Source organism: Paenibacillus sp. PDC88 (genome assembly GCF_900106725.1).
In the GTDB taxonomy this organism is placed as follows: Bacteria; Bacillota; Bacilli; order Paenibacillales; family Paenibacillaceae; genus Paenibacillus; species Paenibacillus shunpengii.
The window spans coordinates 350,788-377,575 of record NZ_FNNT01000004.1; the positions used below are offsets into that span (position 1 = coordinate 350,788).

At 47.3% G+C, this 26,788-nt stretch carries 22 protein-coding genes; all 22 read left to right on the forward strand.

Features of this window, described 5'->3' with window-relative positions; all coding sequences use genetic code 11:
- The first annotated feature begins 108 nt into the window (after positions 1-108).
- The 22 genes from bshC (at position 109) to pgeF (ending at position 26,786) form a co-directional block, all read left to right on the forward strand.
- The gene (gene bshC, locus BLW49_RS14990) at positions 109-1,743 is read left to right on the forward strand and encodes a bacillithiol biosynthesis cysteine-adding enzyme BshC (RefSeq protein WP_076313246.1); all 1,635 of its coding nucleotides are present in this window, start codon (positions 109-111) and stop codon (positions 1,741-1,743) included.
- A 13-nt stretch (positions 1,744-1,756) separates the two neighbouring features.
- Complete coding sequence (locus BLW49_RS14995) at positions 1,757-3,022, forward strand: adenosylhomocysteinase (protein WP_076313245.1); 1,266 nt, start codon at positions 1,757-1,759, stop codon at positions 3,020-3,022.
- 275 nt (positions 3,023-3,297) lie between these two features.
- Complete coding sequence (mraZ, locus tag BLW49_RS15000; protein WP_047910860.1) at positions 3,298-3,735, forward strand: division/cell wall cluster transcriptional repressor MraZ; 438 nt, start codon at positions 3,298-3,300, stop codon at positions 3,733-3,735.
- A gap of 45 nt (positions 3,736-3,780) precedes the next feature.
- Complete coding sequence (rsmH, locus tag BLW49_RS15005; RefSeq protein ID WP_076313244.1) at positions 3,781-4,731, forward strand: 16S rRNA (cytosine(1402)-N(4))-methyltransferase RsmH; 951 nt, start codon at positions 3,781-3,783, stop codon at positions 4,729-4,731.
- A 24-nt stretch (positions 4,732-4,755) separates the two neighbouring features.
- Entirely contained in the window at positions 4,756-5,178 is a 423-nt protein-coding gene (locus tag BLW49_RS15010; RefSeq protein WP_076313243.1) for a hypothetical protein, read from the forward strand.
- A gap of 29 nt (positions 5,179-5,207) precedes the next feature.
- A complete protein-coding gene (locus BLW49_RS15015; RefSeq protein WP_090725522.1) occupies positions 5,208-7,493 on the forward strand; it encodes a penicillin-binding transpeptidase domain-containing protein in 2,286 nt (761 codons plus the stop codon).
- Positions 7,494-7,599: 106 nt separating this feature from the next.
- Positions 7,600-9,582: a stage V sporulation protein D gene (locus BLW49_RS15020; protein ID WP_090725390.1), complete on the forward strand. Its 1,983-nt coding sequence runs from the start codon at positions 7,600-7,602 to the stop codon at positions 9,580-9,582.
- A gap of 92 nt (positions 9,583-9,674) precedes the next feature.
- Positions 9,675-11,162, forward strand: a complete 1,488-nt coding sequence (locus tag BLW49_RS15025; protein WP_090725392.1) for a UDP-N-acetylmuramoyl-L-alanyl-D-glutamate--2,6-diaminopimelate ligase — start codon at positions 9,675-9,677, stop codon at positions 11,160-11,162.
- Positions 11,162-12,571 (forward strand): UDP-N-acetylmuramoyl-tripeptide--D-alanyl-D-alanine ligase, encoded by a 1,410-nt coding sequence (gene murF / locus BLW49_RS15030; RefSeq protein WP_090725524.1) that lies wholly within the window; start codon positions 11,162-11,164, stop codon positions 12,569-12,571. Before BLW49_RS15025 ends, murF begins: the two co-directional genes overlap by 1 nt.
- 12 nt (positions 12,572-12,583) lie before the next feature.
- Complete coding sequence (gene mraY / locus BLW49_RS15035) at positions 12,584-13,552, forward strand: phospho-N-acetylmuramoyl-pentapeptide-transferase (protein ID WP_047910865.1); 969 nt, start codon at positions 12,584-12,586, stop codon at positions 13,550-13,552.
- Positions 13,553-13,555: 3 nt separating this feature from the next.
- Positions 13,556-14,977, forward strand: coding sequence for a UDP-N-acetylmuramoyl-L-alanine--D-glutamate ligase (murD, locus tag BLW49_RS15040; RefSeq protein ID WP_090725393.1), 1,422 nt, complete (start codon positions 13,556-13,558; stop codon positions 14,975-14,977).
- 49 nt (positions 14,978-15,026) lie between these two features.
- Positions 15,027-16,124 (forward strand): stage V sporulation protein E, encoded by a 1,098-nt coding sequence (gene spoVE / locus BLW49_RS15045; RefSeq protein ID WP_076313239.1) that lies wholly within the window; start codon positions 15,027-15,029, stop codon positions 16,122-16,124.
- A 5-nt stretch (positions 16,125-16,129) separates the two neighbouring features.
- Positions 16,130-17,236 carry an undecaprenyldiphospho-muramoylpentapeptide beta-N-acetylglucosaminyltransferase gene (gene murG / locus BLW49_RS15050; RefSeq protein WP_090725395.1) on the forward strand — a complete coding sequence of 369 codons (1,107 nt, stop codon included), beginning with the start codon at positions 16,130-16,132 and terminating at the stop codon, positions 17,234-17,236.
- A gap of 273 nt (positions 17,237-17,509) precedes the next feature.
- Positions 17,510-18,781: a UDP-N-acetylglucosamine 1-carboxyvinyltransferase gene (gene murA, locus BLW49_RS15055; protein ID WP_076313237.1), complete on the forward strand. Its 1,272-nt coding sequence runs from the start codon at positions 17,510-17,512 to the stop codon at positions 18,779-18,781.
- A 125-nt stretch (positions 18,782-18,906) separates the two neighbouring features.
- Positions 18,907-19,677 carry a cell division protein FtsQ/DivIB gene (locus BLW49_RS15060; protein WP_090725396.1) on the forward strand — a complete coding sequence of 257 codons (771 nt, stop codon included), beginning with the start codon at positions 18,907-18,909 and terminating at the stop codon, positions 19,675-19,677.
- A 342-nt stretch (positions 19,678-20,019) separates the two neighbouring features.
- A complete protein-coding gene (gene ftsA, locus BLW49_RS15065) occupies positions 20,020-21,291 on the forward strand; it encodes a cell division protein FtsA (RefSeq protein ID WP_076313235.1) in 1,272 nt (423 codons plus the stop codon).
- A gap of 82 nt (positions 21,292-21,373) precedes the next feature.
- The gene (ftsZ, locus tag BLW49_RS15070) at positions 21,374-22,492 is read left to right on the forward strand and encodes a cell division protein FtsZ (protein ID WP_076313234.1); all 1,119 of its coding nucleotides are present in this window, start codon (positions 21,374-21,376) and stop codon (positions 22,490-22,492) included.
- A gap of 201 nt (positions 22,493-22,693) precedes the next feature.
- Complete coding sequence (gene spoIIGA, locus BLW49_RS15075; protein WP_076313233.1) at positions 22,694-23,659, forward strand: sigma-E processing peptidase SpoIIGA; 966 nt, start codon at positions 22,694-22,696, stop codon at positions 23,657-23,659.
- Positions 23,660-23,671: 12 nt separating this feature from the next.
- Positions 23,672-24,394 carry an RNA polymerase sporulation sigma factor SigE gene (gene sigE, locus BLW49_RS15080; RefSeq protein ID WP_047910874.1) on the forward strand — a complete coding sequence of 241 codons (723 nt, stop codon included), beginning with the start codon at positions 23,672-23,674 and terminating at the stop codon, positions 24,392-24,394.
- A gap of 102 nt (positions 24,395-24,496) precedes the next feature.
- Entirely contained in the window at positions 24,497-25,279 is a 783-nt protein-coding gene (gene sigG, locus BLW49_RS15085) for an RNA polymerase sporulation sigma factor SigG (RefSeq protein WP_076313232.1), read from the forward strand.
- 236 nt (positions 25,280-25,515) lie between these two features.
- The gene (locus BLW49_RS15090; RefSeq protein ID WP_256209778.1) at positions 25,516-25,821 is read left to right on the forward strand and encodes a YlmC/YmxH family sporulation protein; all 306 of its coding nucleotides are present in this window, start codon (positions 25,516-25,518) and stop codon (positions 25,819-25,821) included.
- Between the two features lie 95 nt (positions 25,822-25,916).
- Positions 25,917-26,786 carry a peptidoglycan editing factor PgeF gene (gene pgeF / locus BLW49_RS15095; protein WP_090725398.1) on the forward strand — a complete coding sequence of 290 codons (870 nt, stop codon included), beginning with the start codon at positions 25,917-25,919 and terminating at the stop codon, positions 26,784-26,786.
- The last annotated feature ends 2 nt before the right edge of the window (positions 26,787-26,788 follow it).

Consider the following 26,788-nt stretch of genomic DNA (forward strand, 5'->3'; position numbering starts at 1 on the left):
GTGCCGCCGATGTTACATCGGCGGTTTTTTATATAATTATTACTTTGACGGAATATAAAGCATTCGGTACAATCGAATAAGGCTTTAAATGAATAGGAGGATGACCTCATGAATCTAATTCCTGAGGCGCTGCGTAGTGGATCACCTCTGGCGGAACATTATTTGCGTTACGATGAAGCCGTGCATCATTTGTACGAATATAATTTTCGCGACGTTTCCAGCTACATAGCGCGTGCCGAGTGGCTTGATCGAACCGGAGACACACGAGTAGACCGACAGGCTATTGTTAATTGCCTGCGTATATATAATGAAAATCGAAATCCCCACCCTGCAGTGAAGGCATCTCTCAACAGGCTGGCACAGGAGAACGCTTTGGTCGTTACCGGGGGACAGCAGAGCGGATTGTTCACCGGCTCTTTGCTTGTCATATACAAGGCAGCAACGATTATTAAAGCAGCCAAGATGGCAGAAGAGAAGCTTGGACGACCTGTCGTGCCCATATTCTGGATTGCGGGTGAGGACCACGATTGGGATGAGGTAGACCATACTTACTTGATGAGTTCAGATCTCTCAGTAACCAAAGTCAAAATGCCCGGCAAATATGAAGGGCGTTCTTCCGTGAGTGACGTTGTCGTAGAAAAGGAGCATTGGATTGCCGCTATTCATGAGCTGGAAGAGCTGCTGCCTGATTCGGAGAACAAGCCGCAGCTCATCGCTTCTATAAAAGAAGCAGTTCAGGACGAACATATCAGCCTGAGTGATGTGTTTGCCAAATTACTCGGGCAATTATTCGGTTCCTATGGACTTGTCCTTATGGACTCGGCAGATCCAGAGCTAAGAAGGCTCGAAGTGCCTGTGTTCGAACGTATTATCGAAGATAACGACATGCTTGAGCAGTGTTACCACGAATCTTCCGGCCGAGTTGTAACAAGCGGCTTCACAATGCAGGCCGATGTCGCCTCCGGAGGAGCCAATTTATTCTACATCCATGAGGGATCGAGATTGCTGCTGTTCAAGGAAGATGGTAGATTTGTCGATCGCAAAGGGTATGTCTCTTTTTCCAAAACAGAGCTGCTTGAAATTCTCCATCAGCATCCGGAGCGCTTTAGCAACAATGTTCTGACCCGGCCCTTAATGCAGGATTCTCTATTCCCGGTGCTGTCTACGGTACTCGGGCATGCCGAGATTGCGTATTGGGCGCTGACCAAAGATGCCTTTCACCGAATGGGTCTTCGTATGCCAATACTCATGCCGCGTTTGTCATATACGATTTTGGATCATCATATACAGAAGCTGATGGATAAATACGATTTGAATTTTGCCGATATCCAGTTCACTTTTGATGAGAAGAAAGAAGCCTGGCTGCTCAGCTTGGATGAATTTGATGTAAATGGACAGTTTGAAGATCTAAAGACTTCTTTCCACAAGCTGTATGCGCCATTGATTGAACAGCTCGGTCAGCTGGAGTCGGGACTAGGTCGTCTAGGAATGACTAACAGTGAGAAAATAGAAGAGCAGATTGAATATATGCAAAAAAGAACGAAGCAGGCCATCGCACAGCGACATGATGCTTCCCTTAAACAATGGGATTGTATAGAGAGATCGCTTTTCCCTTCTAAACGGCCACAGGAAAGAGTCTATAATGTTTACTATTACCTTAACCGGTATGGAACGGGCTGGTTGAAGGAATTAATGGAGGTTCCTGCTGATATGAGCGGCAACCATCATATTCTGTATATATAATTGGAGGAACAAGATGAGCACGGATGTGATTAAGAACAGTATCGTTGCAGATATGAACCTGGCCCCCGAAGGGCACCTGAAGATTGATTGGGTGGAGGCTCATATGCCGGTATTGAACCGGGTACGTAAAGAGTTTGAAGCAGATCAGCCCTTTAAAGGACTCAAAGTAACAATTTGCCTTCACTTAGAAGCAAAGACAGCTTATCTTGCAAAGGTTATACAGGCGGGCGGTGCTGAAGTAACGATTACGGGAAGCAATCCACTGTCTACTCAGGATGATGTATGTGCAGCATTGGTGGAGGACGGTATTACGGTGTTTGCCAAATATAATCCTGATCCGGTGGAATACAAGCAATTGATCCTGAAATCACTGGAGACGAAGCCTGACTTCATTATTGATGATGGCGGAGATCTTGTAACCATCCTTCATTCCGAGCGTCCAGATCTGCTGGAGACGATTCGCGGCGGAGCAGAAGAAACGACAACGGGCATTATTAAGCTGAAAGCCCTCGAAAAACAGAAGGTTTTGAACTTACCGATGGTGGCTGTAAATGACGCATATTGCAAACACTTATTCGACAATCGTTATGGGACAGGGCAATCTGCTTTCGATGGAATAATTCGGACTACAAATCTTGTCGTTGCCGGAAGCACCGTCGTTGTCGTCGGATACGGCTGGTGCGGCAAAGGCGTTGCGATGCGTGCCAAGGGACTTGGTGCGAATGTCATCGTAACAGAAGTGGATGCCATCAAGGCTGTAGAAGCTCACATGGATGGCTTCCGTGTCATGCCGATGGTCGAGGCTGCTAAGCTGGGTGATTTCTTCATCACGGTAACTGGAAACAAGGCGGTTATTACAGGTGAGCATTTTGATGTCATGAAGGATGGCGCCGTGCTGGCGAATGCAGGACATTTCGATGTGGAAGTGAGCATACCTGAGCTGAAGAAACGTTCTACATCAGTACGGACGGTACGGAAAAATATCGAGGAATACCAGTTTGCAGATGGACGCAAAATGTATCTGTTAGCAGAAGGACGTCTCGTGAACCTGGCTGCAGCAGATGGTCATCCGGCTGAAATTATGGACACGACTTTTGCCCTACAAGCACTGGGGCTGCGGTATGTAAGGGAAAATTATGAAACTCTCGAACCTGCTGTAATTAACGTTCCTTATGAGATTGATGAGAAGGTAGCCAGATACAAGCTGGAGAGCCTGAACATTGAGCTAGACACATTAACCGATGAGCAAATTCAATACTTGGACAGTTGGAACGTCTAATTTATGAAATGCTGAGCTGGGAATGCTTGGCACATGAGATATGGAATTGGAACGCCAAAGAGTGATGCTTATAAAGCCGAATTCGGCTTTTGGCATCGCTCTTTTTTGCTATGAACGAACCTGGTTTTTCATCCTTAGTCAAGGTAGCTCTCTAACATCTCTTCCAAAAAGTTTCAGTTGGAGAGAAGGGTTTTGATTTTTCAAAGCGAATCAATTATGCTTAAGTGGTGGAAAGTGGAGCAAAGTGGTGAGCAGGAGCTAAGGAGTGGTAGACAATGTTTATGGGGGAGTTCCAGCATAGCATTGACGATAAAGGCCGAATGATTATCCCGGCCAAGTTCCGTGACGCTCTCGGCCCGAGCTTTGTTGTCACACGTGGATTGGACCAGTGTTTGTTTGTGTATCCGATGAATGAATGGTCCATTCTGGAGCAGAAGCTAAAGGCTCTGCCGCTAATGAAATCCGATGCGCGTGCTTTTACCCGGTTTTTTTTCTCAGGAGCAACTGAATGCGAGCTTGATAAACAGGGCAGGGTAAATTTACCGATGAATTTACGCGATTACGCCAAGATGGACAAGGAATGCGTCGTACTTGGAGTATCCAATCGGGTAGAGATCTGGAGCAAAGGCATATGGGAACAATATTACAGCCAATCCGAAGAAACGTTTAACGACATTGCCGAAAAGCTGGTCGATTTCAATTTTGAGTTTTAGGATATGCACAATCCGTAATTACAAAAATGTCTGGAGGACAAACAAGTGTTTCACCACATTACCGTACTCAAAGAAGAAGCAACCGAAGGCCTTAACATCAAGCAGGACGGGATTTACGTGGACTGCACATTAGGCGGGGCAGGACATAGCTCGCTGATTGCCTCACGACTGGGACCCGAGGGACGACTGATCGCCTTCGATCAGGATGACTGGGCACTTGAAAATGCAAAAGAAAGGCTTGGAGAATTTGGGTCCAAGGTTACACTGGTCAAAACCAATTTCAGAGATCTCACTGCGGTATTAAGTGAACAGGATGTTCCAATGACCGAAGGGATTCCTCAAGTCGATGGCATTCTGTACGATCTTGGAGTATCTTCTCCACAGTTCGATGAAGGCGAGCGGGGATTCAGCTACAATCACGATGCCCCCCTTGATATGCGCATGGATCAGTCTGGTGATTTGACAGCAAGAGACATTGTAAATGAGTGGTCTGAAGAAGAAATTGCTCGAATTTTGTATGTTTATGGCGAAGAAAAGTTTTCAAGACGGATTGCAAGGGTAATAGTTGAAAAAAGGCAATCTGCAGCTATTGAAACTACGGGCGAATTGGTCGATATCATTAAAGAAGGTATTCCGGCAGCTGCCAGAAGAACGGGCGGACATCCTGCCAAACGGAGCTTCCAAGCTCTACGAATCGCCGTGAATGATGAGCTCGGTGCGTTTGAGGAGGCTTTGCATCAAGCAGTTCGCTGCTTGAAACCAGGCGGCAGAGTATCTGTTATTACGTTTCATTCCCTGGAAGACAGGATATGCAAACAGATTTTTAGCAGTTATTTGGAGAAATGTACATGCCCACCTGACTTCCCGTTATGTGTATGCGGCGGTAAAGGAACGCTCAAGCTCGTTAATCGCAAGCCGATTGTGCCGAGCGAGGCGGAACTTGCGCAGAACCCCAGAGCGCGTTCAGCTAAGCTGCGTGTAGCGGAGAAATTGTAATTAGAAACGTAAGGAGAGTCGAATATGGCCTATACACGTGGCAACCTGGCAGTTAAGGAAAGAGTGCAGGAGCAGCAAGCACAGCCCCAGCGGTATAAAGAGACGACAAAAGTCGTTACTCGAAGGACAGGTCTGCCGACAAGAGAGAAGCTTCTGTATCTGATATCTGTGATTGTATGTGTCATTGTTGTCAGTGTCATGGTTGGCAGATATGTAAACATCTATGATCTCAACAAGCAGACGCATTCTGTCGAACAAGCAACGGTGTTAGCCAATAAGGAAATTGCTGTTCTGGACGTTCATAAGGAGAAGCTGGAAAACGAGATCGTAGCGAAAGCTCGCGAGCTTGGCTACGTAGAGCAAACTTCGGATCGTGAAGTCATTCGAGTGCCGAGAACGGCAGTTAGTCCTACTTCATCTGAACAAGGCTCTTCAGACGGCAAGTAAGAAATGTGAGGTTTTGGACTATGGGGAAAATCAATAAAAGAATAAAACTTCGCACGTTACTCATTGGAGGGATCATCACCCTCTTTTTTCTTGTACTTGTGGGCAAAGTGTTCTGGATTCAAGTGGTCAACGCGGGCTTCTGGCAGGACTATGCTGCTCAATTGATAGAGAATTCCAAGACAATCCCGGCGAAGAGGGGGACAATTACAGACCGCAATGGCAATGTTCTGGCCACGGATGCACCTGCCTATACAGTGGCTGTAAATCCGGAGCTTATTCATGAGAAGGGGATCGAAGACGTGGTCGTCGAGGGTCTGCATGAATTGCTGGGCAAGGATGAAGCGGGGCTGAGGGAGGATGTGACGGCAACAAGAGAGAACGGTAGCCTCAGGCCGCATAGAGAAGTACGCAGCGAGGGTTATAAGATTGATCAGGAGTTAAGAGATAAGGTTGAAGAATTTCGCAATGAGCTGGACAAGGAGTATGGCGCGAAGAATGCCATCGTCTTAATGGATGAATCCAAGCGCTTTTATCCTAGGGATAATCTGGCGTCGCATGTGCTTGGTTATTTGAATAAAGAGGGAGACCCGGTTTATGGGCTCGAGCTGTACTATGATGAGGAGCTCAAAGGAACTGATGGCAGTCTCCAATATCAGAAGGATGGTATAGGTCTTGAGCTGACAAACTCGGATAGTGCCTATACGGCGCCGCAGAATGGTAAAAAATTAAAGCTGACCATTGATGATACGATTCAGTACTACATCGAGGAAGCGATGAAGGAAGCTTATGATAAATATGATCCGATCAGTATGACGGTCATTGCAGCCGATCCGAATACAATGGAGATCCTGGGCATGGCAAATCTGCCGAATTACAATCCGAACTCCTATTGGGAAACACCGGACAACTATTTCAATCATGCCATTCAATCCATTTACGAGCCGGGCTCTACGTTTAAGATTGTGACACTGGCTGCTGCAGTTGAAGAGAAATTGTTTAACCCGAATGCGACCTTTGAATCAGGTAGTATAAAGGTGGGGGCAGATACAATTAGCGATGTTAGCCGAAACTGGGGTGCCATTTCTTATCTGGAAGGTGTTAAACGTTCCAGTAACGTTGCCTTTGTCAACCTAGGATGGAAGATGTTGGGCGGAGAGAAACTTCGTAATTATATTGATACCTTCGGGTTTGGAGTGAAGACGGGAATTGATCTACCAGGTGAATCGGCTGCTCAGATCAGAGAGTTAAAATGGGATTCAGAAATTGCTGCTGCAGCCTATGGACATGGTCTTGTACAGGTTACACCGATTCAACAGGTAGCAGCCATTTCAGCTATTGCTAATGGAGGGAAGCTACTAGAGCCTCATATAGTTAAAGATATTACAGACCCTAATAATGGGAATATAGAAACTATTGAACCCAAAGAGATACGTCAGGTCGTATCTAGTGAAACAGCACGGACGGTAGGTAGTTATCTAGAGCAGGTTGTATCTGATCTCGATCATGGATCAGGTAGGAAAGCTTATATTGACGGTTACCGAGTAGCAGGGAAGACAGGAACAGCAATCAAAAATATAAATGGTGACTATGATCATACGAAAGCGGTCGTATCCTTTATTGGTTATGCTCCAGTGGATGATCCTCAAATTGCGATGCTAGTTATGATTGATCAACCGAATGATCCTACTGCAGGGGGCGGTTCAGCTGCTGCCCCAGTATTTAAAGAAATCATGTCTAAATCACTCACTTATCTTGGCGTTCCGAAGGAAGCCGTAACAAGCGAGGATGGAGCAGAGACCACCCAGCCATTGGTACGCAAAAAAGCGCCTGATCTGGTCGGCAAATCCGGCAAGGATGCTCGCGCACAGCTCTTGGATGAGGGCATCGCCTATGAGACCCTCGGCAAGGGGAGTAAAGTGATACAGCAGTATCCAAAAGCAGGTGCCGAGCTTACTGCAGGCCAGCGAATCTACCTGCTTACCGAGCAGAGCGACACCATGGAAATTCCGGATTTGACAGGTGAATCTTTACGTGATGCGCTGGAAGTCCTAACCTTGCTTAAAGTGGGAGTTCGAGTTGAGGGTGAAGGTTATGTCACTAAGCAAAAAGTGGAAGTGACCGGAGAAAATCGTACGGCAGTACTTACACTGCAGACGGCGAAGGATGCTGTAACTGGTGAATCGACGGAGGGATCGGCAGATGAGGAAGGAAGTACAGCCGATAAACAGGCAGAAAGTCCTGATAATGCAGAACCTGACAGCTCCGGTTCAGAAGGGTCTGAGACATCGGACACAGATGCAGGCCCAGAAGAGTGAGACCGTAACGTAATAGAATAAAGCTTGTTCTATTCCCTGGTTGTCCCGAATATTCATGATTAAGCATGTCATTGTGAATACGAAAGACAAGTAGGGGGAGATACATATGGCCAAAGTATCCAGCGTGACGCTTCGCCGTCGCTTGCTGTGGTGCATGCTGATACTGCTCATTCTTTTTGCGGCGCTTGCGATCCGTCTAGCTTATGTGCAGCTTGCCAAAGGACCGGAATTGGCAGAGGAAGCCGAGAATCTGTGGCGGAGGCAAATTCCATATACTGCTAAGCGCGGAGAAATACTTGACCGTAACGGCACATCACTTGCTTATAATATTACGACACCAACCGTTATGGCTATTCCGGTTCAGGTGAAGGAGAAGGAAAAAACGGCTGAAGCCCTAGCGCCGCTTCTTGGGATGACGCAGGAGAAGGTGCTCGGTATCATTTCCAAGACCGAAAGAATAGTCGAGATAAAGCCCGGGGGCCGAAAAATTACGATGGAGAAAGCACAGGAAATTCGTGATTTGGAGCTTCCGGGCATTGTTGTTGCTGAGGACAATAAGCGGTTTTATCCTTACGGCGATTTGGCAGCACATATTCTCGGGTTCACAGGAATTGATAATCAAGGGTTAACCGGGATTGAGAAGAAGTACGATGATAACCTCAAGGGCATCGGAGGAGGAATTGAATACCTGTCGGATGCAGCAGGCAGGCTGATGCCAGGTTCATCAGATGAGTATGTCGCACCAAAGGACGGGCTCAACCTTCAGCTGACCATTGATCAGCCGATTCAATCCATTATCGAGCGTGAGCTGGATCAGGCGATGGTCAAATTTGAGGCCAATTCCGCCTTAGCGATAGCCATGAATCCGAAGACCGGAGAAATTCTTGGCATGTCGAGTCGTCCAAGCTATGAGCCGGGTAATTATCAGGAATATCCTGCAGAAATATACAACCGGAATTTACCTGTATGGATGACCTATGAGCCGGGTTCTACCTTCAAGATTATTACCCTCGCTGCTGCACTGGAAGAGAAGAAGGTGGATCTTGTTAACGATCATTTCTTCGATCCAGGCTATGTTGAGGTTGGCGGAGCCCGGCTTCGCTGCTGGAAAAAGGGTGGACACGGCAGCCAGACCTTTTTACAGGTTGTGGAAAACTCATGTAATCCGGGGTTTGTTGCTTTAGGGAACAAGCTTGGCAAAGAGACGCTTTTCGAGTATATTAAAAACTTCGGTTTCGGTGCAAAGACAGGAATTGACCTGAGTGGAGAAGCTTCTGGAATACTATTCAAGCTTTCCCAGGTTGGACCTGTGGAGCTTGCGACGACAGCCTTTGGTCAGGGTGTTTCGGTTACTCCAATTCAGCAGATCACCGCAGTCTCTGCCGCGATAAACGGCGGGAAATTATACAAACCGTTTGTTGCCAAAGCATGGGTCGATCCCATAACGGGCAAAGTTGTCGATGAAACCGAGCCGGAGATGGTAAGACAGGTAATATCGGAGGAGACGTCCAAGCAGGTTCGTGAAGCGCTCGAAAGTGTGGTTGCGAAGGGGACCGGACGACCAGCCTTTATCGACGGTTATCGGGTCGGAGGCAAGACAGGTACCGCACAGAAAGTCATTAACGGTCGTTATTCAACAACCGAACATATCGTTTCGTTTATCGGTTTTGCACCAGCGGATGATCCTCAGATTGTGGTGTATACCGCGGTAGACAATCCGAAGGGGATTCAATTCGGGGGCGTAGTGGCGGCTCCGATCGTCCAGAACATATTAGAGGATTCATTACATTATTTGCAGGTTCCGCAGCGGAAGGATCAGCTTGAGAAGAATTATAAATATGGAGAAACACCAATTGTAACCGTACCAGACCTTACAGGAGCAACGGTACAGGATCTGTATGAAGATCTGAATATGAACTTTATGCTCGTCAAATCAGGAACTGGCAATACGGTCATCAGTCAGGCACCAAAACCAGGAGCCAGGGTGGAAAGAGGCTCGACCATACGAATTTATATGGGAAGTCATCCGGAAGATGCTCACGAGCATGACACCAATACATCCTCTGGCAAGGAAAAAGAAGGAAGTTGATGTTTTTACTTCGCTTCCTATGGACCATAATGCTAGGTAACGGATACAATAGGGAAGGATGACGTTTTAATCTAGGGAAAGAAGGAATACATGTGCTTTTAAAACAGTTTGCTTCCTTGCTGCAGACCAGTAAAGTCACAGGCAACGGGGATACGGAGATTACAGGAATACAAACAGATTCTAGAAAAGTTACCGAAGGAGATCTGTTTATTTGCCTGCCTGGTCACACGGTAGATGGGCATGATTACGCTCAGACAGCGGTGGACCAAGGGGCTGCTGCGCTTGTTGTTGAACGAGAACTCGAAGTCCCGGTTCCTCAAATTATTGTGAATAGCAGCCGCTTGGCGATGGCCGTCTTTTCTAATTATTATTTTGAATTGCCAAGCCAGCGCCTGAACATGATCGGGGTAACCGGCACGAATGGCAAGACAACAACGTCTTATCTCATTGAGAAAATATTAAACGATGCAGGTCAAAGTACAGGTCTCATCGGTACAATACAAATGCGTTACGCAGGCAAAGAGTTCCCTATGTCCGGGACGACACCAGAAGCGCTGGAATTGCAGCGCAGCCTGCATCATATGGTGCAGGAAGAGGTCGAGAACTGTGTCATGGAGGTCTCCTCACATGCGCTGGAACAGGGACGTGTCAAAGGGACCGACTTCCGTACGGCGGTGTTCACGAATCTTACGCAGGACCATCTCGATTACCATCTCACCATGGAATCCTATCGAAGTGCCAAAGGTTTGTTATTTGCAAGACTAGGCAACGGGTATACAGAGGAAATCTCAAAACGTAAATATGCAGTCTTGAACGCCGATGATGAGGCATCCAAGTATTTTGCCAGCCTGACAGCAGCCGAAGTCGTGACTTACGGTATTGATACAGAAGCGGATGTGAAAGCATCCAATATTAAAATCACAGCACAAGGTACATTCTTCCATGTAGATACATTTAAAGGCAGCGCTGATATTCAGCTTCGCATGGTAGGCAAATTCAATGTATACAATGCGCTGGCTGCGACCACGGCTTCACTACTGGAGGGAATTTCCCTCGAAGCTATTAAACAAAGTCTTGAATCCATTCCAGGTGTGGACGGACGGGTTGAAGCCGTTGCTTGCGGTCAGGACTTTGCCGTAATTGTTGACTATGCCCATACACCAGATGGGCTTGAAAATGTGCTTCGAACGGTTAATGAGTTTGCGGAGCGCAGAGTGCTCTGTGTCTTTGGCTGCGGGGGAGACCGCGACCGCACAAAGCGTCCCATTATGGGGCAGATTGCTGCTAAATACAGTGACAAGGTATTTATTACGTCCGATAATCCCCGTACTGAGAATCCGGATGCCATTCTTGAAGATATTAAACAGGGACTTATCGATATGGGGACCGAGCCTGACAAATACGAACTTATCGTGGATCGGAAGGCGGCTATCCATCGTGCTATTGAGCAGGCAAGCTCCGGCGATGTAGTATTGATTGCGGGTAAAGGTCATGAGACGTATCAAATTCTGGGTACGACAAAAACAGATTTCGATGATCGTCTGGTGGCAAAAGAAGCGATAAGGGGCATAGCAAAGTGATAAAAAGAACGTTATATCAAATTGCACAGATGTGCGGCGGCACACTCTTGAGAGATCAAGACAGTGAATTAATTATAAATGGTGTATATACGGATTCACGTAAATCTGCTGAAGGACAGCTGTTTGTACCTTTGGCCGGTGAGCGTTTCGATGGACATGAATATGCTGCAGAGTGTCTGGCTGCAGGCGCGGCCGGGATTATGTGGCAGAACGATCATGGCACACCTCCCGAAGGGCCGGTTGTTGTCGTAGAGGACACTCTTCTGGCATTGCAGGAGTTATCCGCGGCTTATTTAAGGGAGAGTGGAGCATCCGTAGTAGCTATTACGGGCAGCAATGGCAAGACAACGACCAAGGATATGGTGTATTCGCTGTTATCCACTACCTTTAAGGTGCATAAGACGCAGGGGAATTTCAATAATCATATTGGACTGCCGTTAACCATTCTTGATATGCCTCAAGATACGCAGATTGTGATCCTGGAGATGGGCATGAGCGGCCGGCATGAAATTGAGAGACTGGCAGAAATTGCTCGTCCGGATGTTGCCGTTATTACGAACATTGGAGAAGCTCATTTGCTGCAGCTCGGTTCCAGAGAGGAAATTGCACGTGCCAAGCTCGAAATCGTAAGCGGACTGAAGAACGACGGCCTGCTTATCTACAATGGTGATGATTCACTTGCTGATCGTGTTCTAGCTGAGCCGTCTACGAAGAAGCCGAAGGAGTTCAAACGATTTACCTTTGGAATGAATCAGACAAATAATGATTTCCCTACGGGGATTACGAATCATGCCGGCGGGATGATCTTTACTTCTGTTTCCTCCGGCGAGGAGGCCATGCAAATACCGCTGATAGGTCAGCACAATGTGATTAACTCGCTGGCTGCGCTTGCCGTCGCAAGACATTACGGCGTATCTTATGAGCATATGCAAAAGGGCTTGGCAGAAGTGAAGCTGACGGGAATGCGCATCGAAGTGATGAAGGGCGTCAGTGGAATTACGGTGCTGAACGATGCATACAACGCAAGCCCAACTGCAATGAAGGCAGCGGTCGATGCCCTTAGCGGACTTGCAGGCTATGAACGAAAAGCAGCAGTCCTTGGAGATATGCTGGAGCTTGGACCAAGAGAAGAAGAGCTTCATGAGGAGATTGGACACTATCTGACACCGGCCAAGCTTGATCTGGTATTCACATATGGTTCCTTGTCTTCGAGCATCGCAAAAGGCGCGTTACAGAATATGCCGAGCCATGCGGTGCATGCTTTTGAGGATAAGGCTGCTTTAATTGCCCATTTGAAGGCAACAATGACACCTAAGGATGTTGTTCTTGTCAAGGCTTCCAGGGGCATGAAGCTGGAGGAAGTTGCTAACGCACTAATCAATGAACCATTACAGATCGAAGTTGACTAGAGAGGTGTTATCATGGATTTTCAATTAATGCTGCTAACGATCGGTGTGTCATTCATCCTGGCGGTGATTGCGGCACCGATTCTAATACCACTCCTGCGCCGTATGAAATTCGGGCAGCAGGTTAGAGAAGATGGACCTCAGAGCCATCTCAAGAAATCGGGTACACCGACAATGGGCGGCGTTGTCATCGTGCTTGCCTTTACGCTGGCCTTCTTAAAGTTTGCACCTGCGAAGAACACGGATTTTTATGTTCTGATCGTGGCAACTTTAGGCTTTGGCTTAATCGGTTTCCTGGATGACTATATTAAGATTGTGTTTAAACGTTCGCTGGGGCTTACCGCAAGGCAGAAGCTGTTTGGACAGCTGCTATTTGCGGCGATTATGTGCTTCTTGCTTATACAGAATGGTCACAGCACAGAGATTGCCTTGCCTGGAACATCATGGGCATTCGACCTTGGTCCGTGGTTCTACTATCCGTTCATTGTTATCATGATGCTTGCTATAAGTAATGCAGTGAATTTCACGGATGGTCTGGACGGACTATTGTCCGGCGTAAGTGCCATAGCTTTTGGTGCGTTTGCCATTGTAGCGATGCAGGCTACTTCACTACCGGCTGCCGTTTGCGCAGCAGCGATGATTGGAGCCGTACTTGGATTCCTTGTCTACAATGCGCACCCAGCCAAAGTATTTATGGGGGATACCGGCTCGCTTGCGATCGGGGGTGCCATCGGAGCTATAGCCATCGTCACAAAGACAGAGCTCTTATTCCTCGTAATCGGCGGTATATTCGTTATTGAGATGCTGTCCGTCGTTATTCAGGTTGTATCTTTTAAAACAAGAGGCAAACGTGTGTTTAAAATGAGCCCGATTCATCACCATTTTGAATTGTCGGGATGGTCTGAATGGCGTGTAGTAATTACTTTTTGGGCCGTAGGACTGCTGCTCGCTGGTCTCGGACTTTATATCAACAAGGGGTTGTAATTCATGAATCATCCGGAGAGTTATAAAGGAATGGACGTCGTTGTTCTTGGCCTGGCCAAGAGCGGCGTACAGGTGGCTAAGGTGCTGCATCAGGCTGGAGCCCATGTTATTGTTAACGATCAAAAGGACAGAGCGCAGTGTCCCGAAGCATCCGAACTGGAGGCTTTGGGAATTTCTGTTATATGCGGAGGGCATCCGGATGATCTGATTTATCCTGGAGTGCAGCTTCTGGTCAAGAACCCGGGGATCCCATATAAGGTTGCACCGATTCAGAAGGCGCTGGAGCTGGGCATCGAAGTCGTCACTGAGGTTGAAGTGGCTTATCATATTTGCAAAGCTCCCATCATAGGAATTACAGGCTCTAATGGGAAAACAACAACAACGACCTGGGTAGGTCTTTTGCTCGAGAATGCCGGCTTGTCACCGATTGTGGCGGGAAATATTGGCACTCCGTTATCCGAGGCAGCGCAGGCCGCGAAAAAAGAGGATACCATGGTCGTCGAGCTTAGCAGCTTCCAGCTCAAGGGAACGACGGATTTTCGTCCTGCCGTCAGCTGCCTGCTTAACGTTTCGGAGACGCATCTTGATTACCATGGCGGGATGGAGGATTACATCGCTTCCAAAGCCAAGCTGTTCAACAATCAGACACCAGAGGATTATGCGGTTATTAACTGGGATGATCCTGTATGCAGACAGCTTGTGCCTTATATCAAAGGCAGAATTTTGCCATTCTCACTGACAGAAACACTGCAAGCCGGTGTATATGCAGATCCTCCCTACATAACGGATGTTGAAGATGATATTGAGAGAACCATCATGTATCGTGATTTTGATGGAGGAATTCATCCAATTATTTCTGTGGATGAGATAAAACTGCCGGGCCGTTTCAACGTTGCCAATGCGCTGGCTGCCTGTGCGATTGCGTTAGCAGCGGGTGCTGCTCCTTCAGCGCTTTCGGCTCCCCTATCCACATTCAGGGGAGTAGAGCACCGAATGGAATATGTACAGAATCATGCAGGTGCAGCGTACTATAACAATTCCAAGGCGACGAATGCGAAGGCTACTCTTAATGCGCTCACCTCATTCAAAGAGCCCATCGTGCTGATTGCAGGTGGTCTTGACCGTGGGTCCGACTATATGGATATGTTAGAAGTGTTCACAGAGAGAGTGAAGGCTGTCGTTTTGCTGGGGCAAACGAAGGATAAGCTGGCTGAGGTTGCGAAACTTGCCGGTCTAAACGATATTCGGATTGTCGATAATGGGGAGGATGCCGCCGCAGCGCTTGTCGAAGCGGTTAAAAATGCTTCCGAGCTGGCACAAGCAGGGGATGTTGTTCTGTTGTCGCCTGCATGCGCGAGCTGGGATATGTTTAGCTCCTATGAAGAGCGTGGACGCATTTTTAAAGAGGCGGTGCATAATCTGTAAGTAGGGGGGTGGATAAGCCCCTACTACTTATGTAAGAGGTGGCCTCCTAATGAAACAGACCCGACCGGCGCCTGATTTGTGGCTTGTGATCTGCATTGTGTCGCTGCTCTCCATCGGAATCGTGATGGTATACAGTGCAGGTGCCGTCCTTGCCTTTCGTGAACACGGTGACTCCTTCTACTTCGTAAAAAGGCAGCTGCTGTTCGCGGGGCTTGGGCTACTCGCCATGTTCTTTACGGCAAATGTGGATTACCGGATATGGCGCAACTACGCAAAGTTTGTACTCATCCTCTGCTTTATTCTACTCATTATCGTACTGATTCCGGGCATCGGCGTCGTTCGCGGCGGCGCAAGAAGCTGGCTGGGCATCAGTTCGTTCGGTATTCAGCCCTCAGAGTTTATGAAGCTTGGCATGATTCTGTTCCTAGCGAAATGGCTCAGCAAGGATCCTGCAGCGATCAAGAACTTCACTACCGGCTTACTTCCTCCTCTAGGTCTTATTGGTCTTGCATTTGGTCTTATTATGCTTCAGCCAGACCTTGGAACGGGCGCGGTTATGCTTGGCGCATCGATGCTGATCATCTTTACAGCAGGGGCGAGGATGAAGCATCTGATGTTCCTGGCGCTAGGCGGTGTACTTGGTTTTGCCGGCTTGATTCTCGCAGCACCTTATCGTCTAAGACGGATTACTGGATTTCTAGACCCTTGGTCTGATCCGCTCGGTACAGGCTATCAAATTATTCAATCGTTATATGCGATCGGCCCAGGGGGACTTGGAGGACTTGGTCTTGGCATGAGCAGGCAGAAATACAGCTATGTGCCTGAGCCGCAGACCGATTTTATATTTTCCATATTGGCTGAAGAGCTCGGTTTTATTGGCGGCTTGATTGTACTGCTGCTCTTCCTGCTGCTGGTATGGAGAGGGATGCGGGTAGCGATGACCGTGCCGGATGCGTTTGGAAGCTTGCTGGGCGTAGGGATCGTCGGTATGGTTGCCGTACAGGTTGTTATTAATATCGGAGTTGTTATCGGTCTGATGCCGGTAACGGGAATCACACTTCCCTTAATCAGTTATGGGGGTTCATCTCTGACGCTGATGCTAACAGCACTGGGAATACTACTTAATTTATCACGTTATGCGAGGTGACTTATATGCGCGTTGTACTTACAGGCGGCGGGACAGGCGGACATATCTATCCGGCTGTCGCTGTCGCAAGGCAGCTGGAGTCTGAGGACAAGAACGCTGAGTTTTTATATATAGGGGGAAAAAGAGGGCTGGAAAGTAAGCTCGTTCCCGAGGAAAAGCTTCGGTTTGAATCCATTGATATTACGGGGTTTCGCCGTAAGCTGTCTGTGGACAATGTTAAAACCATCCTCCGCTTTTTGCAGGGAGTCCGCACATCCAAGAAACTGCTGCGAGAGTTCAAACCTGATGTGGTGATAGGCACAGGTGGATATGTATGTGGTCCTGTCGTTTACGCCGCAGCTAAACTCGGCATTCCGAGCATTATTCATGAACAGAATGCAATTCCTGGTTTGACCAATAAATTTCTGAGCCGTTATGTGGATACCGTAGCCGTAAGCTTTGAAGGCTCGGAGAAGCATTTTCCCGGCGTGAAAAATGTACTCTACACAGGCAATCCGCGTGCGACTACCGTGCAACATGCGAGCCGCGAACGCGGATTTGCTTCGCTCGGGGTACCAATGGGCAGCAAGGTCGTGCTTGTCGTAGGCGGAAGCCGGGGAGCGAAGGCGATCAATGAGGCGATGATCGACATGAGTGAACGTGTATCCACGCTTAAGGACGTCCACATGGTATATGTTACGGGGGATTCCTATTATGAATCTACTCTTCAGGCTGTAAAAGAACGTCTGGGCAACATTCCAAGCCATATGCATATTTTGCCGTATGTAAATAATATGCCTGAAGTTCTGGCAGCGACCTCGCTGATTGTGAATCGGGCAGGGGCTTCCTTCCTTGCCGAGATTACTTCCCTGGGCATTCCAGCTATTCTGATTCCGTCCCCGAACGTAACAAACAACCACCAGGAGGCCAATGCCAGGGCGTTAGAGAAGGCTGGGGCAGCGCATGTGCTTCTGGAAAAGGATATGAACGGAAATACCCTGTATCAATCGATTGAGGCCATTATCGGCGATGAGGACCGCAAGCGCTCAATGTCCAGCATCTCTAAACAGCTCGGAAAGCCTGATTCAGCAGCTGTACTTGTCGCAGAGATGAGACGGATTGCGAAGAAATAAGACTAACATGATCAGATCATGGATACGTAAGAAACAGTCCAGTAGGCGATTGTCACACACAGAGGTCTCTTTACATAAGATACCTTATCAAATGTGACAATCACTCTGGGCTAACAAAAGTCCATAGTGTGTTACAACAAATTTTTTATCCGCTTAAGGACGTTCATTCCCTATGACTGCCTACTCAAAACGCATATACATCGGACGGTGTGCGCTAGAGACGATTCATGGGTGTTAATAGTCAAGGGGGCGGTAAACTCGGAGGTGATACACTTGGACAAATTGGTGATTGAAGGCGGGAAACCCCTATCAGGATCCATACGTATCCACGGAGCGAAAAATGCTGCATTGCCCATCATGGCGGCAAGCCTGCTGGCGGAAGGGAACACCGAGCTTCACAATGTTCCTCACTTGCTCGACATTGAAGTAATGCTGCAAATCCTTGAAAGGCTCGGCTGCAATACGAGACATGAACAAGGCGTCGTAACGCTCGATACTTCTTTGGTTAGCTCATCAAGAGTTCCGGAAGATTTAATGAACAAAATGCGCTCATCCATTTTTCTGATGGGTCCGCTGCTGGCGAGATTTGGCGAAGTGTCCATTTATCAGCCAGGCGGCTGCGCTATTGGAGAACGTAAGATTGATCTTCATTTGAGGGGCCTCGAAGCACTTGGGGCGGTTATTGAGGAGAAGGATTCTCAGATTACTTGTCGGGCGAAGAAGCTGATCGGTGCAGATATTCAGCTGGATTTTCCAAGCGTAGGTGCAACAGAAAATATCATGATGGCAGCAGTAACGGCTTCTGGGACAACGACGATCACAAATGCGGCTAGAGAGCCTGAAATTCAGGATCTTCAAAATTTCCTCAATGCAATGGGCGCTCATATCATTGGAGCAGGTACGAGCACCATTACAATTCATGGTGTTGATCGGCTGACTTCCTGCACGTATGAGATTATTCCCGATCGAATTGTGGCAGGAACTGTACTGATTGCTGCAGCTGCAACACGGGGGAATGTTACATTAACGCGCAGTAATCCAGCACATCTCACTTCACTTATACACGTGCTGAAGCGTGCCGGTGTTCAAACAAGTGTATGCAATGATATAATAACCGTGAGCTGCATGGGAAGACCCAAGGCAGTTGATCGTATCGTTACGTCACCTTACCCGTCATTTCCAACGGATCTTCAATCACAGGTTATGGTTCTGCTCAGTTTGGCAGATGGTTTCAGTATTATGAAGGAAACGGTCTTTGAAGCCAGATTCAAGCATGTAGATGAGCTTAACGTTATGGGAGCCGATATTTCTGTGGATTTGAATACCGCATTCATCCGCGGCGTACCTCGTTTGTATGGGGCAACGGTTGAGGCTACGGATTTGCGAGCAGGTGCGGCACTGGTTATTGCAGGACTGGCAGCGCAGGGCAAAACAGTGGTGGAGCAGGTGCATCATATTGATCGCGGCTACGACCGGATTGAACAATTATTTCAGTCCCTGGGTGCATCTGTAGAACGACAGCCTGTAAGTTTTGTTGCACCTTAGATTCGAATACCTTCATGGTCATTATATTCAAGTATATTCATGCTACATCAGATTTAAGCACAATATTGCCCTGAAAGTCCCCTCTTTTTGGAGGGGACCTTAAGGCTTTTATGGAGCGGACGTCAATGCCAAAAGGTCAAATTCCTGCTCTCAAAAAAGAGAGCACCCCAAAAATGAAAACAAGCCGGAAAATTATCTTTATTTTGGTGTTGTTATTTATCGTTATTTTTGCAGTGATCTTCTTTAGATCTCCCGTAAGCAAAATTTCCCAGGTTCAGATAGAAGGAAATGTGTTTAGTACTAGAGAAGAAATTTTATCTAAGAGCGGTCTAGCGGTAGGAAGTCCTTTTTTCGGCGCCGATGCATCGGATATTGAAGAGGGGCTCGAGGATAGTCCTCTTATTTCTGAAGCAACGGTGGACAAGCAGTTTCCTGGAATCATTACCATACACGTCAAAGAGTATGAGACTGTCGCGTACGAATTAGGTTCAGATGGTCAGATTCAAGCCATATTATCCAGCGGTGCCAGCGTCAATCTGGAGGGAAGAGGCATTGCAGTAGAAAAACCGATTCTTACCCAGTGGAAAGCAGACGACCCGCTGAAGACCGAGCTCTCTAATGTGCTCAAAGAAATACCAAATGAGCTGACAACCGATATTTCGGAGATTCTGCCTTCGCCGACACCTTCGTTTCCCGACCGGATCAAGCTGTATACCAAATCACAGTTTGAGGTCATCACAACCATTTCTTTGCTTGGAGATAAGGTGAGTTATCTAAACCAAGTCATTGAAACAGAAGAGCCCGGTCTTATCACCATGCTGGAGGCTGATTCCTATGAGCCCTTTCAGCCGGACGAAGAGGATACCGGGGAAGACGAAGCGGGAAGCACATCCTGAAATAATGGAATTGACAGCCTGTGAAGATAGCACTTTCTGATTGATTAAAAAAATGTTACACTTTAAGCTATGTGCATCTTACTAACGTATCCTTCTTTTTTCTTCAGAATTTAATAGAATCATCGAGACGGTTTAAACCGTTAATAGACATAGACATACAGCAGAGTGAATCATGCAGCTATTAGGCTTGGAATCAAGCGTAAAGTTCATAATTACACCTAAGATGGTGGCACCTAAAAAATTTGTAGAAAAAAGAGGGAAAGCCTTAAACGTGTTGAATATGTAGAGAGTGTTGTAACTTGAGAACGTATATTACTATCGGAGTCAGGAGGTGCCACAGACTTGAGCAACAATGACATCATTGTTAGTTTGGACATCGGTACATCCAAAGTTCGAGCTATTATTGGGGAAATTAACAATGGAACCTTTAATATTATTGGAGTTGGATCTGCCGACTCAGAGGGGATTCGTAAGGGATCAATTGTAGACATTGACCAGACTGTACAGTCTATCCGCAATGCAGTAGATCATGCGGAGCGTATGGTTGGTATTCAAATATCCGAAGTATATGTCGGTATCTCCGGAAATCATATCGGACTTATGACAAGTCACGGCGTTGTGGCAGTATCGAATGAAGACCGTGAGATCGGTGAAGAAGACATGGAACGGGTGTTGAAGGCGGCTGAAGTGATTGCTATTCCGCCGGAACGTGAGATCATCGATGTAGTGGCAAGACAGTACGTAGTGGACGGTCTTGAGGGCATTCAGGATCCACGCGGCATGATCGGTGTAAGACTTGAGGTTGAAGCAACGATTATTACAGGTGCCAAGACCGCCATACATAACTTGCTTCGCTGCGTAGAGAAGTCGGGTCTGAAAGTGAAGGATCTTGTACTGATGTCTCTCGGAGCAGGCCTGCTGTCTCTGTCCAAGGATGAAAAGGGTATGGGATCTGCGTTGATCGATATCGGTGCAGGCGCGACCACGATAGCTGTGTTTGAGGAAGGCTCGATTGTCGCCACTTCTACACTTCCGATCGGTGGAGAGTTTGTTACCAATGATATTGCATACGGACTTCGTACATTGACTGAGCAAGCAGAGAAAGTAAAGCTGAAGTATGGATGTGCTTGGCTTGATGATGCAGCCAGAGATGTCGTATTCAAAGTCACTCGTATCGGCAGTAATGTGGATAAGGAGTTTACTCAAGAGGATCTGGCAGCGATTATTGAACCTCGTGTGCAGGAGATATTCCAAATGATTCATCAGGAAATGAAGAGACTCGGTTACACGGAGCTTCCCGGAGGTTATATATTAACGGGCGGCACGGTGGCTATGCCGGGTGTCTTGCAAGTTGCAAGGCATGAGCTTGCGGCTTCAGTAAGAGTGGCCGTACCAGACTTTATCGGGGTGCGCGACCCGGGTTATACTAGCGGTGTAGGTATCTTGCATAACGTGATTCGCAGTGCTAAAATCAGACCCGCAGCACCAACGAGCGGTGGAGGAAGCAATAACAAGAAGCCTACGAATCGTGTTAAGCCGAATCCGGCTCCGGAAGAAGAACATAAACCGGGGTTTTTCGAACGCATAAAAAATATGTTCAGTGAATTGATTTAACACCGATATATGAAATGGACAAGATTCATTTTTGATAAGTGGACGAGCCATCCATGCACACATGAGGGGGAGATGGAAAAGTATGTTGGAATTTGATTTCGAGATGGAGAGCTTGGCTCAGATAAAAGTAATAGGTGTCGGTGGCGGCGGAAGCAACGCTGTGAACCGAATGATTGAGAATGGTGTTCAAGGAGTCGAATTCATTACGGTCAACACAGATGCTCAAGCATTGCATCTTGCCCGTTCTGAACACAAACTGCAAATCGGCGATAAGCTGACAAGAGGGCTTGGTGCAGGTGCTAATCCTGAGGTTGGTAAGAAGGCAGCCGAGGAATCTCGTGACCTTATCGCTAACACGCTTAAGGGTGCGGATATGGTATTCGTAACAGCAGGCATGGGCGGAGGTACAGGTACAGGTGCAGCTCCTGTCATCGCTGAGATCGCCAAAGAGTGTGGAGCACTGACTGTTGGTGTCGTTACTCGCCCGTTCACGTTTGAAGGACGCAAGCGTTCGAACCAAGCAGAGCATGGTATAGAAGCACTGAAAGAAAAAGTAGATACACTGATCGTTATTCCGAATGATCGCTTGCTTGAGATTGTTGACAAGAAGACTCCGATGCTGGAGGCCTTCCGTGAAGCAGACAACGTTCTTCGTCAAGCGGTACAAGGTATTTCTGACCTTATCGCTGTTCCTGGATTGATTAACCTTGACTTTGCCGACGTGAAGACGATTATGACGGAGCGCGGCTCCGCCTTAATGGGGATCGGGATGGCAACAGGTGAGAACAGAGCAGCTGAGGCTGCCCGTAAAGCCATCATGAGTCCGCTGCTTGAAACCTCCATTGAAGGAGCTCGCGGTGTAATCATGAATATAACAGGTGGGGCTAACCTGTCACTATACGAAGTGAATGAAGCAGCTGAGATTGTAACCTCTGCATCAGACCCAGAAGTGAACATGATTTTCGGTGCCATTATTGATGAGAATTTGAAGGAAGAAATTAAGGTTACGGTTATTGCGACAGGATTCGAGAATAAGCCTGCTGCAGCTGCACCACCGGTACGCAAACCTGCTCAGCCGGAAACGCAGGAGAATCGTTCTTCTAACCTGAAGCCATTTGGCAATCAGCCTAGCTCTGATCAATTGGATATTCCGACGTTCTTGCGGAATCGCACCAGAAACAACGGCAATAATAACGAATAAATATCATTCAACAATGCAGCCTGCACAAGGCTGCATTTTTTTGTTTCCTGTCACTTTACGCCTTGTTCACGTCTTGAAAAAGGTGAAAAATCCGACAAAAAAAGTTGCAATCCTCCTCCCAAGTTTAGACAGACTTTGAAAGTCTCCCTCCTTATACTGGTTATATTCTTTGATTCGATGATATAAGGGTGGTGAGAAAAACTGGTTGTATACATCGACTTGATTTTTCTGACCAACCTGCTGATTGACTGGGTCCTGTTATTCTTAACCGCTTGGATGCAGCGCCAGAAGCCAAAGTGGTGGCGAATGGTTATTGCTGCGGTCATTGGAGCTCTATATGTGGTCATGATGTTCGTACCCGAACTTACCTTTTTGTACACCTTTCTCATCAAGTTCGGTTTGTCATTATTGATGATTTGGACCGCCTTCGGATTCCATAGTCTGCAGAGCTTTATGAAGACGATCGGCTCCTTTTATGTCATCAATTTTGTGGCTGCAGGCGGTATACTCGGGGCGCATTATTTACTTCAAAGCTCAGGAGAGTTATTCAACGGAATACTATTCACTACAACGGGCGGCGTGTCGTTCGAACTTCAAGTAGGGTTCTGGTTTATGTTTATTGTCTTCTTTAGCGTTCTATTCATCTTTAGAGCGGTTCATTTGAACAAGAGGAAAGCAGATCAGATGACAGCGTTCTTCGGTGAAGTGAGTGTACGTATTGGGGAAGTTGAAGTGAGCTGCACAGGACTTGTGGATACAGGCAATCAGCTCACAGATCCGTTGACTCGCACGCCAGTCATGGTTATGGAAGCTGCATTATGGGATTCTTACCTGCCTGAGAACTGGAGAGGAAGGATCTCTCAGGTTCCCGCTGATCAGCTTGTTATGGAGCTTAGCGATGACTTCGATTGGCAGGATCGATTAAGGCTTGTCCCCTTTCGGGGGATCAACAAAGGAACGTCGTTTATGCTTGCAATGAAACCCGACTCGGTCATGATCAAGATGAATGGGACGTGCTATACGCCGGCTCGCACATTGATCGGTCTTGATGGAGGAACGCTCTCATCTGAAGGGAAATACAGGGCGATCATTCATCCGGAATATGTGCAGGACCCCATTATCAAACCATCTGCCAGTCAATCAGAAAAGCCGCTGAACGTGGTATAGGAGGAAGTATACATGCTTGTGAAATGGAAGCTCGCCGCACAGCTGCAGTATTACCGGTTCCTGTTTTTGTTCGGGCTGAAGAGTGAGGAGATTTATTATATTGGGGGAAGTGAAGCACTCCCGCCGCCGCTTACCAGGGAAGAAGAAGATTATTTACTGCAAAAGCTAAAAACAGGTGATCCGGCCATCCGGGCGATGCTGATCGAGCGCAACATCAGGCTAGTCGTCTATATTGCCCGCAAATTCGAGAACACAGGCATTAATATCGAAGATCTGATCTCAATTGGCGCCATCGGTTTGATTAAAGCCGTGAACACGTTTGATCCGGAGAAAAAAATTAAGCTGGCTACCTATGCGTCTCGTTGTATCGAGAACGAAATCTTGATGTATCTTCGCCGCAACAGCAAAATACGAACCGAGGTTTCTTTTGATGAGCCGCTGAACATTGATTGGGATGGCAATGAGCTGCTCTTGTCAGACGTGCTTGGTACGGAGAATGATACGATCTATCGCAACATTGAGGAACAGGTCGATCGCAAGCTGCTGCACAAGGCATTAGACAAGCTGACGGATCGGGAACGGATGATCATGGAGCTTCGTTTCGGTCTTCAGGATGGGGAAGAGAAGACGCAAAAAGATGTCGCGGACATGCTGGGTATCTCCCAGTCTTACATCTCCAGACTAGAGAAGCGTATCATCAAGCGACTGCGCAAGGAGTTCAACAAAATGGTGTAAAATCAAGTCTTGGGTATAACTGGTAAGCGGCTCTAATTGGAATAAAAATACCTCTCCCGGAGATAATGTACATTAATGTTTCTCCTTGGGAGGTAAATCACGATGACCCGTAATAAAGTCGAGATTTGTGGCGTGGATACGTCGAAACTGCCGGTCCTAACCAACGTAGAAATGCGTGAGTTATTTACGAATCTTCAGCAAAATAATGAGCGCTCAGCTAGAGAGAAATTAGTGAATGGGAACCTGCGCCTCGTGCTCAGCGTCATTCAACGTTTCAATAACCGGGGAGAATTCGTTGACGATTTGTTCCAGGTTGGCTGTATTGGCCTCATGAAAGCCATTGATAACTTTGATTTGTCTCAGAATGTGAAGTTCTCCACCTATGCAGTACCGATGATTATCGGTGAAATTCGAAGATACCTGCGGGATAACAACCCGATTCGAGTTTCCAGATCCCTCCGGGATATTGCATATAAAGCATTGCAGGTCAGGGATGCGCTGACCAATATGAACTCTCGCGAGCCGACCATCTTTGAGATTTCCGAAGTGCTCAATGTGCCTAAAGAGGATGTTGTATTCGCGCTTGACGCGATTCAGGACCCCGTGTCCTTGTTTGAGCCGATATATCATGACGGCGGTGACCCGATCTACGTGATGGACCAGATCAGTGATGATAAGAACAAGGATGTGTCGTGGATTGAGGAGATCGCACTTAGAGAAGCAATGCAGCGGCTTGGGCAGCGAGAAAAAATGATTCTATCCATGCGCTTTTTTGAAGGAAAGACCCAGATGGAAGTGGCTGATGAGATCGGTATTTCCCAGGCGCAGGTATCAAGACTTGAGAAATCAGCCATTCAGCAAATGCAAAAGCATGTTAAAACCTAATCGTAACAATAAGAGCTTGATTTAAAAAAAGGATTGTATTGCATCATTTTCAAACTAACCTCCACTTTCGCGTATGCAGCGCGGAGCTGGAGGTTTTATTATTGTCCCAAGGCGACCAAGCCTGAATAAAAAAAAGGACATTTTGGGCGTTCCAAACATATATTGATATAAGGATTCAATTAATAAGAGCGGGATGTGAGGATAAGATGAGCTCAGGAGATCTGACGGTGAGAGCGATGAAAATATCGGATTTTCAAACCAAGGATGTCATTAATATTGTGGATGGGAAAAGACTGGGCCAAATCAGTGATCTGGAGCTGGACCTGCGGCAGGGACGCATTGAGTCTATCGTTGTACCCAGCTACAGCCGATTCATGGGGCTGTTTGGTGGAGGCGCAGATCTGATTATTCCTTGGCGAAATATTGTTAAGATCGGTTCGGACGTCGTGCTTGTGAAGATGGATGAAGTGAAGGAAGCGAAGCCTGAGGATGCCTATAACGAACGTACAGAGCGGCGCGAAGGGGAACGAAAGGGATTCTAGAAGGAGTCTAGTCTCCCCTAAAGAGACATGAGGGATGATTTTTTGGTACACTGGTGTATAGATGTTCCTAAAGAAGAACGAGGTGATATACAAGCATGGAACCTTTTGTGTTGAATAATAAGGACAGTGGACCGAAGCTGTTTGCAATAGAGCCCTGGAATTCCTATTCAAAAAGTAATGGACTTATTACAGGATATACAAGCCGTGCCGGAGGTGTCGGTACTGCACCATACAGCAGTCTCAACTGTGCTTATCATGTAGGAGACAACCCTGAGGATGTCATTGAGAATCGCAGGCGCATCGCTGAGGAGATTGGAATACCGGCAGAGGCGTGGACATGCGGTGAGCAAGTACATAAGAGTGAAATTGCCATCGTAACCGAAGCAGATCGAGGCAGGGGCTTCTTGAATCGGGAGTCAGCGATTCAGGATACGGACGGATTACTGACGAACGTCCGGGGTGTGCTGCTGACTTCATTTTATGCGGATTGTGTTCCGCTCTATTTCTATGATCCGGTCAACGAAGTGGTCGGTCTCGCCCATGCTGGATGGAAGGGGACGGTCCAGAAGATTGCAGAACGTATGATTGAACGGATGGAAGAGCATTATGGAAGTAAACGAGCAGATATTCGGACGGCGATTGGCCCGTCGATCGGAAGCTGCTGCTATGAGGTTGATGATTATGTGATGGACCGGGTTAAGGTTTTGTACGAACTTGAACAGGGTAAAGATGAATATAAGGATTCTGCATACAGGAAGGCGCATCAGCCTGCACCTGAAGGAAAAAGCATGCTTGACTTGAAAGAAGTCAATCGACACATTATGATGAAAGCAGGAATATTGCCGGATCATATCGAATGTACATCATGGTGTACAAGCTGCCACCCTGAGCTATTCTTCAGTTATCGTAAGGAAGGCGGCATAACAGGCAGAATGGCAAGCTGGATTGGATTGGAAGAGAGGTGACC

Bases quoted from the DNA above. Each gene is read 5' to 3' on its own strand.
- bshC (WP_076313246.1), top strand. From the start codon at position 109: ATGAATCTAATTCCTGAGGCGCTGCGTAGTGGATCACCTCTGGCGGAA.
- BLW49_RS14995 (WP_076313245.1), top strand. From the start codon at position 1,757: ATGAGCACGGATGTGATTAAGAACAGTATCGTTGCAGATATGAACCTG.
- mraZ (WP_047910860.1), top strand. From the start codon at position 3,298: ATGTTTATGGGGGAGTTCCAGCATAGCATTGACGATAAAGGCCGAATG.
- BLW49_RS15010 (WP_076313243.1), top strand. From the start codon at position 4,756: ATGGCCTATACACGTGGCAACCTGGCAGTTAAGGAAAGAGTGCAGGAG.
- BLW49_RS15020 (WP_090725390.1), top strand. From the start codon at position 7,600: ATGGCCAAAGTATCCAGCGTGACGCTTCGCCGTCGCTTGCTGTGGTGC.
- mraY (WP_047910865.1), top strand. From the start codon at position 12,584: ATGGATTTTCAATTAATGCTGCTAACGATCGGTGTGTCATTCATCCTG.
- murD (WP_090725393.1), top strand. From the start codon at position 13,556: ATGAATCATCCGGAGAGTTATAAAGGAATGGACGTCGTTGTTCTTGGC.
- spoVE (WP_076313239.1), top strand. From the start codon at position 15,027: ATGAAACAGACCCGACCGGCGCCTGATTTGTGGCTTGTGATCTGCATT.
- murG (WP_090725395.1), top strand. From the start codon at position 16,130: ATGCGCGTTGTACTTACAGGCGGCGGGACAGGCGGACATATCTATCCG.
- BLW49_RS15060 (WP_090725396.1), top strand. From the start codon at position 18,907: ATGCCAAAAGGTCAAATTCCTGCTCTCAAAAAAGAGAGCACCCCAAAA.
- ftsZ (WP_076313234.1), top strand. From the start codon at position 21,374: ATGTTGGAATTTGATTTCGAGATGGAGAGCTTGGCTCAGATAAAAGTA.
- sigE (WP_047910874.1), top strand. From the start codon at position 23,672: ATGCTTGTGAAATGGAAGCTCGCCGCACAGCTGCAGTATTACCGGTTC.
- sigG (WP_076313232.1), top strand. From the start codon at position 24,497: ATGACCCGTAATAAAGTCGAGATTTGTGGCGTGGATACGTCGAAACTG.
- BLW49_RS15090 (WP_256209778.1), top strand. From the start codon at position 25,516: ATGAAAATATCGGATTTTCAAACCAAGGATGTCATTAATATTGTGGAT.
- pgeF (WP_090725398.1), top strand. From the start codon at position 25,917: ATGGAACCTTTTGTGTTGAATAATAAGGACAGTGGACCGAAGCTGTTT.